This is a genomic window from Aureimonas phyllosphaerae, from assembly GCF_900113065.1.
Classification (GTDB): domain Bacteria; phylum Pseudomonadota; class Alphaproteobacteria; order Rhizobiales; family Rhizobiaceae; genus Aureimonas; species Aureimonas phyllosphaerae.
This window is the reverse complement of record NZ_FOOA01000002.1, coordinates 246,461-260,903: the sequence shown is the minus strand read 5'-3', so window position 1 is coordinate 260,903 and position 14,443 is coordinate 246,461. Positions and strand designations below refer to the sequence as shown.

The 14,443-nt window shown below is 66.0% G+C and carries 16 protein-coding genes; 12 read left to right on the top strand and 4 right to left on the bottom strand.

Going from position 1 to position 14,443, the window contains the following annotated elements:
• The first annotated feature begins 36 nt into the window (after positions 1-36).
• Positions 37-2,286 carry a DNA topoisomerase IV subunit A gene (gene parC, locus BM175_RS04345; RefSeq protein WP_090959791.1) on the top strand — a complete coding sequence of 750 codons (2,250 nt, stop codon included), beginning with the start codon at positions 37-39 and terminating at the stop codon, positions 2,284-2,286.
• A gap of 50 nt (positions 2,287-2,336) precedes the next feature.
• Here parC and BM175_RS04340 read toward each other — a convergent pair whose 3' ends face one another.
• From BM175_RS04340 to hemB, 3 genes are all read right to left on the bottom strand, one after another.
• Positions 2,337-3,092: an arginyltransferase gene (locus BM175_RS04340; RefSeq protein ID WP_090959789.1), complete on the bottom strand. Its 756-nt coding sequence runs from the start codon at positions 3,090-3,092 to the stop codon at positions 2,337-2,339.
• 127 nt (positions 3,093-3,219) lie between these two features.
• The gene (locus BM175_RS04335; protein ID WP_090959787.1) at positions 3,220-3,687 is read right to left on the bottom strand and encodes an RDD family protein; all 468 of its coding nucleotides are present in this window, start codon (positions 3,685-3,687) and stop codon (positions 3,220-3,222) included.
• Positions 3,688-3,767: 80 nt separating this feature from the next.
• Positions 3,768-4,790 carry a porphobilinogen synthase gene (gene hemB / locus BM175_RS04330; RefSeq protein ID WP_090959785.1) on the bottom strand — a complete coding sequence of 341 codons (1,023 nt, stop codon included), beginning with the start codon at positions 4,788-4,790 and terminating at the stop codon, positions 3,768-3,770.
• A 238-nt stretch (positions 4,791-5,028) separates the two neighbouring features.
• Between hemB and BM175_RS04325 the strand changes: the two genes are divergently transcribed.
• From BM175_RS04325 to nusB, 9 genes are all read left to right on the top strand, one after another.
• Positions 5,029-5,457 (top strand): DUF6163 family protein, encoded by a 429-nt coding sequence (locus tag BM175_RS04325; RefSeq protein WP_090959783.1) that lies wholly within the window; start codon positions 5,029-5,031, stop codon positions 5,455-5,457.
• Positions 5,458-5,634: 177 nt separating this feature from the next.
• Positions 5,635-6,147, top strand: a complete 513-nt coding sequence (gene ldtR / locus BM175_RS04320; RefSeq protein WP_055885014.1) for a transcriptional regulator LdtR — start codon at positions 5,635-5,637, stop codon at positions 6,145-6,147.
• Between the two features lie 289 nt (positions 6,148-6,436).
• Complete coding sequence (locus tag BM175_RS04315; RefSeq protein WP_090959781.1) at positions 6,437-7,765, top strand: L,D-transpeptidase family protein; 1,329 nt, start codon at positions 6,437-6,439, stop codon at positions 7,763-7,765.
• A gap of 146 nt (positions 7,766-7,911) precedes the next feature.
• Positions 7,912-9,231, top strand: coding sequence for a serine hydroxymethyltransferase (gene glyA, locus BM175_RS04310; protein ID WP_090959779.1), 1,320 nt, complete (start codon positions 7,912-7,914; stop codon positions 9,229-9,231).
• A gap of 9 nt (positions 9,232-9,240) precedes the next feature.
• Positions 9,241-9,720 (top strand): transcriptional regulator NrdR, encoded by a 480-nt coding sequence (gene nrdR, locus BM175_RS04305; RefSeq protein ID WP_090959777.1) that lies wholly within the window; start codon positions 9,241-9,243, stop codon positions 9,718-9,720.
• Positions 9,713-10,882, top strand: a complete 1,170-nt coding sequence (gene ribD / locus BM175_RS04300) for a bifunctional diaminohydroxyphosphoribosylaminopyrimidine deaminase/5-amino-6-(5-phosphoribosylamino)uracil reductase RibD (protein ID WP_244545854.1) — start codon at positions 9,713-9,715, stop codon at positions 10,880-10,882. The genes nrdR and ribD overlap by 8 nt, the downstream gene beginning before the upstream one ends.
• Entirely contained in the window at positions 10,828-11,442 is a 615-nt protein-coding gene (locus tag BM175_RS04295; protein WP_090959774.1) for a riboflavin synthase, read from the top strand. The genes ribD and BM175_RS04295 overlap by 55 nt, the downstream gene beginning before the upstream one ends.
• A 104-nt stretch (positions 11,443-11,546) precedes the next feature.
• Entirely contained in the window at positions 11,547-11,993 is a 447-nt protein-coding gene (locus BM175_RS04290; RefSeq protein WP_090959771.1) for a 6,7-dimethyl-8-ribityllumazine synthase, read from the top strand.
• Between the two features lies 1 nt (position 11,994).
• On the top strand, positions 11,995-12,495 hold the full coding sequence (gene nusB / locus BM175_RS04285; RefSeq protein WP_090959768.1) for a transcription antitermination factor NusB: 501 nt from the start codon (positions 11,995-11,997) through the stop codon (positions 12,493-12,495).
• A gap of 71 nt (positions 12,496-12,566) precedes the next feature.
• Here nusB and BM175_RS04280 read toward each other — a convergent pair whose 3' ends face one another.
• Positions 12,567-13,040 carry an outer membrane protein assembly factor BamE gene (locus BM175_RS04280; RefSeq protein ID WP_175526765.1) on the bottom strand — a complete coding sequence of 158 codons (474 nt, stop codon included), beginning with the start codon at positions 13,038-13,040 and terminating at the stop codon, positions 12,567-12,569.
• A gap of 208 nt (positions 13,041-13,248) precedes the next feature.
• Between BM175_RS04280 and BM175_RS04275 the strand changes: the two genes are divergently transcribed.
• On the top strand, positions 13,249-13,797 hold the full coding sequence (locus tag BM175_RS04275) for a ubiquinol-cytochrome C chaperone family protein (RefSeq protein WP_175526751.1): 549 nt from the start codon (positions 13,249-13,251) through the stop codon (positions 13,795-13,797).
• Complete coding sequence (locus BM175_RS04270; RefSeq protein ID WP_090959758.1) at positions 13,794-14,354, top strand: YceD family protein; 561 nt, start codon at positions 13,794-13,796, stop codon at positions 14,352-14,354. The genes BM175_RS04275 and BM175_RS04270 overlap by 4 nt, the downstream gene beginning before the upstream one ends.
• The last annotated feature ends 89 nt before the right edge of the window (positions 14,355-14,443 follow it).

Below are 14,443 nucleotides of genomic sequence, written 5' to 3'. Positions count from 1 at the left end.
TTGTTCCATTTGGCAGTTTCGGCTATGGCCGAGGCCATGGGCAAGCCAGTGGACACCCCGCCGAGCAGCGGCGACATTGAACCGATCGACCTCAAGGCAGCGCTCGAGGAGCGCTACCTCGCCTATGCCTTGTCCACGATCATGGGACGTGCGCTGCCGGACGTGCGCGACGGGTTGAAGCCGGTGCATCGACGCATCGTCCACGCGATGCGCGTGCTCAAGCTCGATCCGGGCCAAGGCTATAAGAAGTGCGCCCGCATCGTCGGCGACGTGATGGGCAAGTTTCATCCGCACGGCGACGCCTCGATCTACGACGCGCTGGTGCGGCTCGCGCAGGACTTTTCGATCCGTTATCCGCTGATCGACGGCCAGGGCAACTTCGGCAATGTCGACGGCGATAGCGCGGCGGCCATGCGCTACACCGAAGCGCGGATGACCGATGTCGCCACGCTGATCCTGCGCGGCATCGATGAGAACGCCGTGGACTTCCGTCCGACCTACAACGAAGAGGATCAGGAGCCGGTCGTCCTGCCGGGCGCATTCCCCAACCTTTTGACCAACGGTTCGTCAGGGATCGCCGTCGGCATGGCGACCTCCATTCCGCCCCACAACGCGGCGGAGATCTGCGATGCCGCGCTGAAGCTGATCGAGCAGCCCGATGCCGACGTCGATACGCTCCTGAAGTTCGTGCAGGGCCCCGACTTCCCGACCGGCGGCATCGTGGTCGACGGACGCGAGACGATCCGCGAAGCCTACGCCACAGGGCGTGGTTCCTTCCGCGTTCGCGCGCGTTGGGAGCGGGAGGAGCAGGGTCGCGGCGGCTACGTCGTGGTGGTCACGGAGATTCCCTATCAGGTGCAGAAGTCCCGGCTGATCGAGAAGATCGCGGACCTTCTGACCGCCAAGCGCCTGCCGTTGCTCGCCGACATCCGCGACGAATCGGCGGAGGACGTGCGCATCGTCCTCGAGCCCAAGGCCCGGACGGTGGACCCGGTGCTCCTCATGGAGTCGCTGTTCCGCCTGACCGATCTGGAATCACGCATCCCGCTGAACATGAACGTCCTGTCAGGCGGCAAGGTCCCGAGGGTCCTGTCCCTACGCGAGGTGCTGGTCGAGTGGCTGGCGCATCAGCGCGAAGTGCTGGTCCGGCGTTCGCAGTACCGTCTTGACCAGATCGAGCGGCGGCTGGAGATCCTCGGCGGCTACATCATCGCCTTCCTCAACCTCGACGAGGTGATCCGGATCATCCGCGAGGAGGACGAGCCGAAGGCCGTCCTGATGGCGACGTTCCAGCTGTCGGACGTTCAAGCGGAAGCCATTTTGAACATGCGCCTACGCTCGCTGCGCAAGCTCGAGGAGTTCGAGCTGAAGCGTGAGTTCGATTCGCTCAGCGAAGAGCGCGACGCGAAGCAGGCCTTGCTTGGCTCCACGGAACTGCAGTGGTCGACGGTCGCGGGCGAGGTGCGCGAGGTTCGGGAGGCCTTCTCGAAGAAGACCAAGCTCGGCAAACGCCGCACGACCTTCGCAGACGCCCCGGAACATTCATCCGACGATATCGCCGTCGCCCTGATCGAGAAGGAGCCGGTGACGATCGTCCTGTCGCAGAAGGGCTTTCTTCGAGCCATGCGTGGGCATCTCACCGATCTGTCCGGTCTGACCTTCCGCGAAGGCGACGGGCTGAAGCTCGCGTTCCCTGCTCTCACGACCGACAAGCTGGTGTTCCTGTCGACCAACGGTCGTGCGTTCACGCTCGGCGCCGACAAGCTGCCGGGCGGACGCGGACACGGCGACCCGATCCGGCTTGCGATCGAACTCGAGGACGATCAGGACATCGCGATGGGTTTCGTGCCCGATCCGGCGGCCAAGCGCCTCGTCGCGTCGAGCGACGGCAACGGCTTCATCGTGTCCGAGGGCGAGCTCCTATCGTCCACCCGCAAGGGCAAGCAGATCCTGAATGTCGCGGGCGCGGTGCGCCTCCTGCGGGCTGAACGGATCAATGGCGGCGATGCCGTCGCGGCGGTCGGCGACAACCGCAAGATGCTCGTCTTCCCGCTCGCGCAGGTGCCCGAGATGGTCCGTGGCAAGGGCGTCCGGCTGCAGCGCTTCAAGGACGGCGGGCTGCTCGACATCAAGGTGTTCAAGCTGGCCGAGGGGCTGACCTGGACCGATCCGGCTGGTCGCGTCTTCATGCGGTCGGACGCGGAGCTGATGGAATGGCGCGGCGATCGGGCCCAAGCCGGTCGACTGGTGCCGAAGGGCTTTCCCAAGAGTGGTCGCTTCGGCTGACTGGTCTCGCGGCGGCTGGACTGGCTTGAGCGCCTGGCGCGAGGCGGCGACTACGCTTCGGGCGAGGCGTAGCGCTCCCAGCCCTTCGCCATCAAATGCTCCTGCGGCTGATACCGGATCTTGTACTGCATCTTCCGAGAGCCCTCGACCCAGTAGCCGAGATAGAGATAGGGGAGCCCGAGTTCCTTCGTCCGACGGATATGATCGAGGATCATGAACGTTCCGAGGCTGCGATCGACATCGTCTGGCCGGTAGAACGAATAGACCATCGACATGCCGTCAGCCATCACGTCGCTGAGCGCGACGGCCATCAGGCCCTCGTCCGAACGCCCCGTGATCCGGTAATCCGGCCCCTTGCGACGATACTGGATCAGCCGCGTATCGACCTGGCTGTCCTCGATCATCATCGCGTAGTCCATCGCGCTCATCTCGGCCATGCCGCCGCTCGCATGACGAGCTTCGAGATAGCGACGGAACAGGGCGAACTGCTCGGACGTAGGCTCGGCTGCCGCCATGTGGCCGAAGAGGTCGGCATTCGTCTGAAGGACGCGCCGCATCGACCGCGTCGGCTCGAACTCGTCCACGAGAATCCGCACGGAGACGCAGGCGCGGCAGCGCTCGCAGGCGGGGCGGTAGGCGATATTCTGGCTTCGGCGAAAGCCGCCTTGTGTCAGAAGGTCGAGCAGCGCCGGAGCCCGTGCGCCTGCAAGATGGGTGAAAACCTTGCGCTCGAACTGCCCGTCGAGATAGGGGCAGGGTGAGGGCGCCGTCAGGAAGAATTGCGGGCTCTGGGGATGAGCAGTCATGCGGTCGGCGCCTCGGCTCGCGCGCGGTTCCGATCCGCGCGCGCCACTTCAATGTGATGGTCGCAGTCTCGCTTGGGAAGCTCTCCTGACGACCACGACCAAAAAATCCGCGGAGACCGCTGCCGCGTCAGCGTCGGCGAACGACCACGGTTCCGAGCAGGAGATCCTGGATCAGCTGCTTGCGCGCGGTGAACAGGCCGACGAGCACGATGAAGCCCGAGGTCAGCGCGCCGGCGACCCAAAACAGCACGGAATGGGCGACACCCAGGCCCGGATCGGTCGGTCGCCCGTCGAGGCGCTCCAGCCGAATGCCGAAGAGGCGCATGCCGGGGGTGGCCTGCGACCGACCGCCGAGCGTGAAGGCGACGTAGGGCAGCGCGACCAGCGGGAACAACGCGCCGTAGAGCATCCAGCCGAGACCGAACGTCAGGATCCCGAGGACGCCGATGATCAACGTGACGGGAATGCAGAGAAGCAGGACGATCGTGTAGTCGACGAGGAAGGCCAGGATGCGGCGCGACCGTACGCCCTCGTAAGCGCGCGGCTCGTCGAGCCAGGTCGTCGGAGCGCCATTGAGAACCGTTGCATCGACCATCGCGTCATCGTCTCCTGTCCCGCCGGAACAGCCGGCGCGTCGAGGACATGGTGTCGCGGTCGCGGCTTCGCAATCCCGGTTCAGCCCTTATGGATCGCCTCCGCCACGCGGGGTGCGAAGTAGGTGAGGATGCCGGCGGCGCCGGCGCGCTTGAACGCGCGCAGCGATTCGAACATCGCCTTCTCGCCGTCGATCCAGCCGTTCTGGGCCGCCGCCATGATCGTCGCGTACTCGCCGGACGTCTGGTAGGCGAACGTCGGCATACGGAACTCGTCGACGAGGCGGGCGAGGATGTCGAGATAGGGAAGACCCGGCTTCACCATGATCATGTCCGCGCCTTCGGCGATGTCTTGAGCTGCTTCGCGAAGGGCTTCCAGCGCGTTGCCCATGTCCATCTGGTAGGTGCGCTTGTCGCCGCGCAGGGCGCCGGCCGAGCCGACGGCATCGCGGAAGGGTCCGTAGAACGCGGAGGCGTATTTTGCGGCGTAGGACATGATCATCGTGTCCCCGAAACCGTCCGCGTCGAGCGCTTCGCGGATGCAGGCGACGCGGCCGTCCATCATGTCGGACGGCCCGATGATGTCGCATCCGGCGCGCGCCTGAACCAGCGCCTGGCGGCAGAGAAGGTCCACCGTCTCGTCGTTGACGATCACACCGTCGCGCACGATCCCGTCATGCCCGTGGCTCGTGTAGGGATCGAGCGCGACGTCGCAGAGGATGCCGATCTCCGGCACGGCGTCCTTGATCGCGCGTGTCGCGCGGCAGACGAGATTGCTCTCGTTCAGCGCCTCCGAGCCGGTCTCGTCACGCAGCGACGGATCGGTGAAGGGGAACAGGGCGACGACCGGGATGCCGAGGTCGGCAGCCCGACGCGCCGCCTCGACGCATCCTGCGACGGAGCGGCGCGAGACGCCGGGCATCGAGGCGACGGGATGCGCGTCGCCATCGCCTTCGCGCACGAAGATCGGCCAGATCAGGTCGTCGACGCGCACGTCCGTCTCGCGGACGAGCCGCCGGGTCCAGTCGTTCTGTCGCAGACGCCGCAGGCGCGTGCCGCCGGTGGCCCGGTCGATACGGGTGCTCGTCGCGGTGCGCTCGCCCATGATGCAGTTCCTTCGTCTCGATCTCGGCGCTGGTATGCCCCCGGCGCAAGCCCTTGTTCAACCCCCGTCGATCCTGCCGCGAAACCCTCGCAATTGACGGCGAAGGGCGAGGTGCATAGCCTTTGTCCCTCGCGCGGCATCCTTTGAAGGTCCTCCGCGCGCCTCAGTCAGGACCCTGCATGACCCCTTCGATCCCGGCGTTCGCGCCCTGCCGCACCGGCGACCCGTTGCGGCATCCATGACGCTGGAAATCTTCGAACGGGACCGCGACGAGACGCTCAACCGCACGCTGATCGTCTGGCTGTGCCGCATCGCCGGCCTTGCGATGTTCGGCATGGGCCTCGTCTACTGGATCCGTCTGATCGGCGTCTTCGACGGGCCGCTCTGGCGGTTCGATCTGATGCCGGTCTGGTGGCGCATCGCCTGTCCGTCGCTGGCTGTCCTTTATCCTGTGGCCGGCACCGGGCTGTGGCTCGCGACGTCGTGGGGCGGCGTGATCTGGATTCTCGTCGCCGCCTGCGAGGGCGTGATGCGGCTGGGCTTCCCGCATCTCTTCGGCACCGACCCGCTGCTGCTCGGCGGTCATGCCTTCGGGCTCGCGCTCCTCGCGGCGCTTCGGATCGTCGGCGCGGTGGAGCGTCACCGGCGCCTGCGCGGCGATCGGTGAGGCCGAAACGGTTCCAATTCGGGTCGTGCTGTTCACTTCGCGTTCAGCACGAAAGCGCTTCGAATGTTTAAACTCCGCGTTAAGCCTGCGTTTTAAAACGAATTTTAGACGCAGCCCCTAAGTTGCAGGACAAGACGAGGTCATGAAGAACCTCGGGAAGCAACAGTGGGATCGATCATGAAGAATACGGTCGCCAAGCGCCCTGCAGAGCTTGTGAAGGAAGACAAGCCCGAGCTGAAGATGCTGTACCTCGAGACGTTGCAACTGGTGGAGCGTCTGCACCGCCGCCTGCTGGACGTCATCAAGGATGAGTTCGACCGCGCCGGTCGAACCGATATCAACGCGGTCCAGGCGCTGCTCCTGTTCAACATCGGCGACTCGGTGCTGACGGCCGGCGAGCTTCGCACCCGTGGTTTCTATCTCGGCTCCAACGTCTCCTACAACCTCAAGAAGCTCGTTGAGCTCGGCTTCATCGATCACCAGCGCTCCCGTGTCGATCGCCGCGCCGTCCGCGTCTCCCTGACGAAGTCGGGCATCGAGGTCGCCGAGATCGTCGCCGAACTCTACGACCGGCACATCGGCTCGATCGATAAGGTCGGCGGGCTCGACGAGGGCGAATTCCAGAAGCTCAACAAGTCTCTCCAGCGCCTCGATCGCTTCTGGAACGATTCGATCATGTATCGCCTGTAAGCCCATCCCCATCGGCTGATCGCGCGTCCTCCAGTGCGCGGTCCTCCCAAGCCCTGCGAGCGTCGTTCCGCTCGTGGGGCTTTTTGCAACACAGCATCCAAAAGTCGCGGCGCCTTGCCAACTGAGGTACGCGCGATCCCCCTTTTTGCCGCATTCCAATGGCCTTTCGAGCCTTCACGCGACGGGCGCACGCGTCCACTCGCTTCCGTGATTGCCCGTTACGCTTTGGTTTACCAAGCCGCCCCTATGTTGCGGCGCAAGTGGGCAAGACTTGCCAAGGGGTTCGAGAATGACTGAGGGCGCAGACAACCGTTCGATCCGCATGAGCCGCCGGCGCTTCGTGGCGGGTGCGGCGACCATGCTGGGGGCAGGGGCTTTCGCCGGCTCCGCGCGCGCGCAATCGGCGCTGGAAGGCGTCCTCGCGGCGCCGAACCGCGGCGGCTGGAACGATCAGTTCGACACGCGTCAGGCCAGCGTGCGCAATGTCGCCTCGAACCAGCCGGTCTTCTCGCCGAACACGCTGCAGGCGATGCAGCAGGCTGTCGGCCAGTACCAGCAGATCGCGATGGCCGGCGGCTGGCAGCGCGTGCCGGACAGCGGCAAGCTGGAACTCGGCGTGCAGAACGCGGCCGTTCCCTATCTGCGCGAACGTCTCGTCGCTTCGGGCGATCTCGACCGCTCCGCCGGTGCGTCGCAGGCCTTCGACACCTATGTCGACGCCGCGGTGAAGCGCTTCCAGGCCCGCCACGGCCTGCCGGCCGACGGCGCCGTTGGCGAATACACCTTCAAGGCGCTCAACGTGCCGGCGGACGTGCGTCTGGCGCAGCTCAACACTAACATCCAGCGCCTGTCGGCAATCCAGCTCGATCCGGGTCGCTTCGTGATGGTCAACATCCCCGCGGCCTCGATCGAGGCTGTGGAGAACGGCCGCGTCGTGCAGCGTCACACGGCGGTCGTCGGCAAGATCGACCGTCAGACGCCGATCCTCGACTCGAAGATCACCAACCTCAACCTCAACCCGTACTGGCACGCGCCGGCGTCGATCGTCCGCAAGGACATCATCCCGCTGATGCAGAAGGACCCGACCTATCTGCAGCGCAACGACATCATCATCTACGCGGCGGACGGCAGCGTCGTGCCGCCGGAGACGATCAACTGGCAGACGGACGAGGCGGTCAAATATCTATTCCGCCAGAATCCGGGCCGGATGAACGCGATGTCGTCGGTGAAGATCAACTTCCCGAACCCGTACTCGGTCTACATGCACGACACGCCGCAGCAGAGCGTCTTCTCGCAGCTTATGCGCTTCGAGTCGTCCGGCTGCGTTCGCGTCCAGAACGTGCGCGACCTGATCGTCTGGCTGGCCCGCGACACGCCGGGTTGGGACCGCGCCGCGATCGAGAAGACGATCGCTGCCCGCACGCGTCAGGACGTGAACTTCACGAACCCGGTGCCGCTGCACTTCACCTACCTAACGGCCTGGGCAACCGACCCGACCGTGGTGCAGTTCCGCGACGACATCTACGCTCGCGACGGTGCGGATCAGCTCGTCATGACCGATGCGCGCCCGACGGCCTATGCTCAGGGCGAGCAGGCCTACGCCGACCTGCCGTACTGATCGGCGCGGACTGATTTCGAAAGGGCCCGGCGGCGACGCCGGGCCCTTTCCCGTTTCGTTCCCGTCTGTGGCGCCTCGGGCGGGAACGTGTTAAGGCGCCGCCCAATCGCGGCCCCGAGCGCCGCCGACGCGAGGAGAAACCGGTCATGTCGCATGCTCACGTTCTCGACACGACGACCGCTCATAGTGGCTTCTTCACCGACGGCATCGCCGCCGTCGACGCCGACCTCTTCGGCGCGATGCGCGACGAGCTGCATCGTCAGCAGCACGAGATCGAACTGATCGCCTCCGAGAACATCGTCTCGCGCGCCGTTCTCGAAGCGCAGGGCTCGGTCCTCACCAACAAGTACGCCGAGGGCTATCCCGGCCGCCGCTACTACGGCGGCTGCGAGTTCGTCGACGTCGTCGAGCAACTGGCGATCGACCGCGCCAAGGCGCTCTTCGGTTGCGGTTTCGCGAACGTCCAGCCGAACTCCGGCAGCCAGGCCAACCAGGGCGTTCTTCTCGCCCTGACGAAGCCCGGCGCGACGATCCTCGGCATGAGCCTCGATGCGGGCGGACATCTGACGCACGGTGCCAAGCCCAACCTGTCCGGCCGCTGGTTCAATGCCGTGCAGTACGGCCTCGACCTGTCGACGGGCCTCATCGACTACGACGCGGTGGAGCGTCTGGCGCATGAGCACAAGCCGGAAATCATCGTGGCCGGCGGCTCGGCCTATTCGCGCATCATCGACTTCGCGCGCTTCCGCGCGATCGCCGATGCGGTCGGAGCCTATCTCTGGGTCGACATGGCGCACTTCGCCGGTCTGGTGGCGGGTGGCCAGCACCCGAGCCCGTTCCCGCACGCTCACGTCGCGACCTCGACGACGCACAAGACCCTGCGCGGCCCCCGCGGCGGCCTGATCCTCACCAACGATGAGGACATCGCCAAGAAGATCAACTCGGCGATCTTCCCGGGCCTGCAGGGCGGGCCGCTGATGCACGTCATCGCCGGCAAGGCCGTGGCCTTCGGCGAGGCGCTGCAGCCGGGCTACCGTTCCTACATCAAGGCGGTCGCCGACAACGCCAAGGTTCTGGCCGAGACGCTTCGCGAAGGCGGCCTCGACATCGTCTCGGGGGGCACCGACACGCACCTGATGCTGGTCGACCTGCGCCCGAAGATGCTGACCGGCAAGGCGACCGAGATCGCGCTCGGCCGCGCCGGCATCACCTGCAACAAGAACGGCGTGCCGAACGACCCGGAGAAGCCGGCGATCACCTCGGGCATCCGCGTCGGCACCCCGGCGGCCACGACCCGCGGTTTCGGCACGGAAGAGTTCCGTCAGGTCGGACGTCTGATCGTCGAGGTTCTCGACGGCCTGAAGTCCTCGAACTCCGACGAGGGCAACGCCGCCACCGAAGCGCGCGTGAAGGAGAAGGTGCTGGAACTCACCGGTCGCTTCCCGATCTACGCCAATCTCGGCTGATCCAGCCGCATGCGTTGCCCCTACTGCGGGTCGCCGGACAGCCAGGTGAAGGATTCGCGCCCCGCCGAGGACGGCGGGGCCATCCGTCGGCGCCGGATCTGTCCGGACTGCAGCGGGCGATTCACGACCTTCGAACGCGTGCAGCTTCGCGACCTGATGGTGGTCAAGAAGTCCGGGCGTCGCGTTCCCTTCGAGCGCGACAAGCTCGCCCGATCCATCCACACCGCGCTGCGCAAGCGGCCGGTGGAGGAAGAGAGGGTCGAGCGGATGATCTCTGGGATCGTGCGCCAGCTAGAATCGACGGGTGAATCCGACATTCCCTCCGAGGCCATTGGACGGTTGGTGATGGAAGCCCTGCGCGGTTTCGACGACGTCGCCTTCGTTCGCTTCGCCTCGGTCTATCGCGACTTCCGCGAAGCGCGCGACTTCGAGTCCATCATCAGCGAACTGACCGCAGCGCCTGAAACTCAGACCGAAGACCGTGGCTGATTCGACGGACCGGCAGCATGCCGACGACGAACGCTTCATGGCCGTCGCTCGTCGGCTATCGCTGCGCCATGTCGGCCTGACGGCCGAAAACCCGTCGGTCGGCGCCTTACTCGTTCAGGGATCTGGCGCGACGGCGCGCGTCGTCGGCCGCGGTGTTACCGCCTGGGGTGGGCGACCCCACGCCGAGAGGGTGGCGCTGGCCGATGCGGGGGCCGATGCGCGTGGTTCGACGGCCTACGTGACGCTCGAGCCCTGCGCGCATCACGGGCGCACGAGCCCGTGTGCCGATTCACTCGTCGAGGCCGGCGTCTCCCGCGTCGTGGTGGGCGCGCCCGATCCCGATCCTCGGGTCAACGGGCGCGGCGTCGAGATCCTGCGGGCTGCGGGCATCGAGGTGCGCTGCCTGAGCGGCGAGGGGGTGGTGACTCGTCCGTTCGAGGGGTTTCTCCAGCGCCTCCGCTTCGGGCGTCCGTTCGTGACGCTCAAGATGGCGGTCTCGCGCGACGGGTTCGTCGGACGATTGGGCGGCGAGCGGATCGGCATCAGCGGGCGGATCGCCAATCGACAGGTTCACCTCCTGCGGGCGAACTCCGACGCCATCATGGTTGGCGTCGGCACGGCCGTGGCCGACGATCCACTCCTGACCTGTCGCCTGCCGGGCCTTTCCGGACGATCGCCGATCCGGATCGTCGTCGATCCGCAGCTTCGGCTGCCGCTCGACGCCCAGCTCGTCACGACGGCCCGCTCCGTTCCGACGCTCATCGCCTCGACGCGAAATCCTGACGGTGCGGAAGCGGTGCCCTATCGCCGTGCTGGCTGTCGGCTGCTTCGTCTGTCCGGCTACGATCGGGATGACCTGCGTCGACTCCTCCACGCGATGCCCTCCGCGGGCGTGCAGACACTGATGGTCGAGGGGGGTCCGGTGCTGGCCGCTGCGTTCCTCGAGGCCGAACTCGTGGACCGGATCGTCGTCATCCGCTCGCCGGTCGAGATCAGGTCCAGTGGGGTCGCGGCGCCGGACGGCGTTCTTGCCCCGAACAATTTCCGTCTTGCCCGACGCGAGCGGTTCGGCGACGACGACTGGAGCGAATGGGAAAGGATCGAGCCATGTTCACCGGAATCGTCTCCGACGTTGGACGCGTTGCCAGCGTCCAACCTTTGAGCGCAGGTCGCCGGTTTCGGATCGAGACCGTTTACGATCCGGCGACGATCCTGATCGGCGCCTCCATCGCCTGTTCCGGCGTCTGCCTCACCGTAACCCGCCTGCCGGAGCAGAACGCCAACGCGGCGTGGTTCGAGGTCGAGGCCTGGGAAGAGGCGTTGCGGCTCACGACCGCCGGGCAGTGGGTGGAGGGAAGCCGCATCAATCTGGAACGTGCGCTGAAGCTCGGCGACGAACTCGGCGGGCATCTCGTGTCCGGCCATGTCGACGGGCAGGCGCGCATCGTCTCGCGCAAGGACGAGGGCGAGGCCGTCCGCTTCACGCTCGAGGCGCCGCCGGAACTGTCCCGTTACATCGCCCCGAAGGGGTCTGTCTGCCTCGACGGAACGTCGCTGACGGTCAACGGCGTTTCGAGCCACCAGTTCGACGTTCTCCTCATCCGCCACTCGCTGGAGGTGACGACATGGGGCGAAAAGGGCGAGGGGGACCACGTGAACCTTGAGGTCGATCAGATTGCACGCTATGCGGAGCGTCTGTTCGGGCCCGGACAGGCCGAGTAATTCGGAAGGCCGACCGCGCCCACTCGTTCCCGTTCGTTGGCTTCGCATGACCCGGCGCTCCGCGCGTCGCTGAATCGCGTGCCGTCCCGTTTTGGAAAGCTGTCATGTCCGCTCCGCATCTGCTCATCATCGAGGCCCGGTTCTACGATCACGTCGCGGACCATCAGTTGGCAGGGGCGAAGGCACATCTCGATGCGGCAGGTGCCACCTACGACGTCGTGACCGTTCCCGGCGCGCTGGAAATTCCGGCGGTGGTCGGATTTGCGCTCAGCGGTGCCGACGAGGGCGCGACCGAGTACGACGGGTTCATCGCGCTAGGTTGCGTGATCCGCGGCGAGACCTATCATTTCGACATCGTGGCCAACGAGTCCTGCCGGGCGCTGATGGACCTTTCGGTTCACGAAGGTCTGGCGATCGGCAACGGGATCCTGACGGTCGAGAACGAGGAACAGGCGCTGGAGCGGGCGATGCCGGATCGCAAGAACAAGGGCGGCGACGCAGCCGCCGCCGCGCTGGCCATGATCGCCGTCCGCAAGCGTCTCGGAGCCTGACATGGCCGACGCAGCCCTCCGCAACTTCCGCCCCGCCAACAAGCGCGGCGCAGCCCGCCTTGCAGCCGTTCAGGCTCTCTACCAGATGGACGTCGGCGGCACCGGCCTTCTTGAGACGGTCGCGGAATACGAGGCGTTCCGTCTCGGACAGGAGGTCGACGGCGACACCTATCGCGAAGCCGACGCCGCGTGGTTTCGCGACATCGTCTCCGGCGTCGTCCGCGGACAGACCTTCATCGACCCGCTCATCCACTCGTCGCTGACGACGGACTGGCCGCTGGCTCGCCTCGACACCACGCTGCGCGCCATCCTGCGCGCGGGCACCTACGAGGTCACGGCCCGCAAGGACGTGCCCGTCGCGGTGATCGTCAGCGAGTATGTCGATATCGCAAAGGCATTCTACGACGAGGACGAGTCGCGTCTCGTGAACGCTGTGCTCGATCGGGTCGCCCGCCGTTCGCGCGGCGAGGGGCGCGGCCAGGATCCCAAGGAAGCGGACTGACGACGTCATGGCGTCGGCTTCCACCGCGCATAAAAAAGGCCGGCAATGCCGGCCTTTTTTCGTGAGATCGGTCAGCGCCCGGCTGAGACGCCACCGGAGCGACCCATGCCGCCCATCGTATCGAGGATGTTGCCGGAGCCCGGACCTTCGTCGGAGAGGATCGAGCCGAGGAAGCTGGAGTCGCGGCCACCGGTTGGCGTCGTGCGCGAAATGAAGTCGAAAACCTTGCCGTCCTGGAGGCCGTAGTTGGCAATCTGACGCACGGTGTTGTCGGGTCCGAAATAGACCGCCAGGATACGCTGCTCGACAAGGCGCGGCTTCATGAAAGCCACGGGGCGCACGCGCTTCTGCGAGATGTAGTAGAACACCTCGTTGTCGAACGTCGCGGTGGTCGACGGAGAGCCGAGTGCCAGGAGAACCTGATCGCGGCTTGAGCCGACCGGAACCTGCGCCAGCGCCTGCTCGTCGACGATGTAACCCTGGTTGTAGACTTCCGCCGTCTGGCAGCCAGCCAGAACGATCATGGCGCCGACGCTGGTCGCCATGACCACGCGGCGCAACGGACGATGGATCTCGATCACGCGGATGCTACTCCTCCCGAGGGAATCGGTTTTGCGTTCCGTAGGTGCGGATTGGTCGGAAAGTGAGGCACCGCCGCCGCCCTGAAGGTTGCGACTTGGTAAAGCAACCTGCCAACCGTTGCAATCCAGCCGCATGCGTGCGAACCGGGCATCCGAAACAGGGGAAAACGACGTGGGAATTCTGGCCCGTTTCCGACGGGATCGCCTCAACCGGCAGATCGTCGACCAGCTTTGGGATCAGGTCGTCGCCGCCGCGCGCGATCCGGTCCGTTTCACCGAAGGCGGGCTGCCCGATACGCTGGAAGGCCGTTTCGAGGCCTTGTCGTTGGAGATGATCGCGGTTCTGAATCGATTGTCCGGCCAGCCGGACCTCAAGGCCCTATCCCAGGACCTGGTGGACCGGTTCATGACCGACATCGACCATTCCATGCGCGAGGTCGGCATCAGCTACCTTGCTGTCCCGAAGCGCATGCGCAAGTTCGCCGCTCGCTTCTACACCCGCGTTCGCGACTGCCAGCCGGCGATGGCTGAAGGCGACGAGGAACGCCTCGCCGACGCGCTGGCGCGGACCGTCCTCGCGGAAGCCGTCGGCGGCCGCCCAGATGCGGCCGCAGCTCTGGCGCACCATATGATCCGGCAGCAGGCCCGCTACGTCGCGCTCGCCAACGAACAGATCCTGGCGGGGAGCCTCCTCGAGCCGCCGGAGACGGAGACCCTATGAAGAAGGCCGATCCGAAGGCGCCCTTGAGCCTCGTCGTCCATGTCGCTCGCCTTCCGCAGGCGGGAATGCCGCTGCGCCTCGATACGACTGCCGACGAACGGGCCGGCGTCGCCGAGCGGCTAGGCATTCTGGCCGTGAACGATCTCGCCGCGGACCTTCTCGTCCGCCGCTGGAAGCGCGATGGCGTGATGGTGGAAGGGCGGATCAAGGGATCGCTGGACCAGGCCTGCGTCGTGACGCTCGATCCCGTCCGCGAGATCGTCGACGAGGCGGTCGATCTCATCTTCGTTCCCGAGACCTCGAAGCTCGCCCGCATCGAGCCGGAAGGCGACGGCGAGTTGCATCTCGACCCCGAGGGCGCCGACATTCCCGAAACATTCCGCGGCGACACGATCGATCTCGGGCCCTTCATCGAAGAGCTTGTCGGCCTGTCGCTCGACCCCTATCCAAGAGCGCCCGGCGTCGAATTCTCCGAGCTCGACACGGACCCCGATCCGTCCGGCGGCAAGGTTTCGCCCTTCGCCGCTCTCGGACGCCTGAAGCCGGCGGGCGGCTGACGGCAAGGGCCGCGCCGGTCCGGGCATCGCATCGATCTGAAGGCAGGTACTCTTTGTTGTCGAAAAGCACCATTACGATCGCCCTGGAC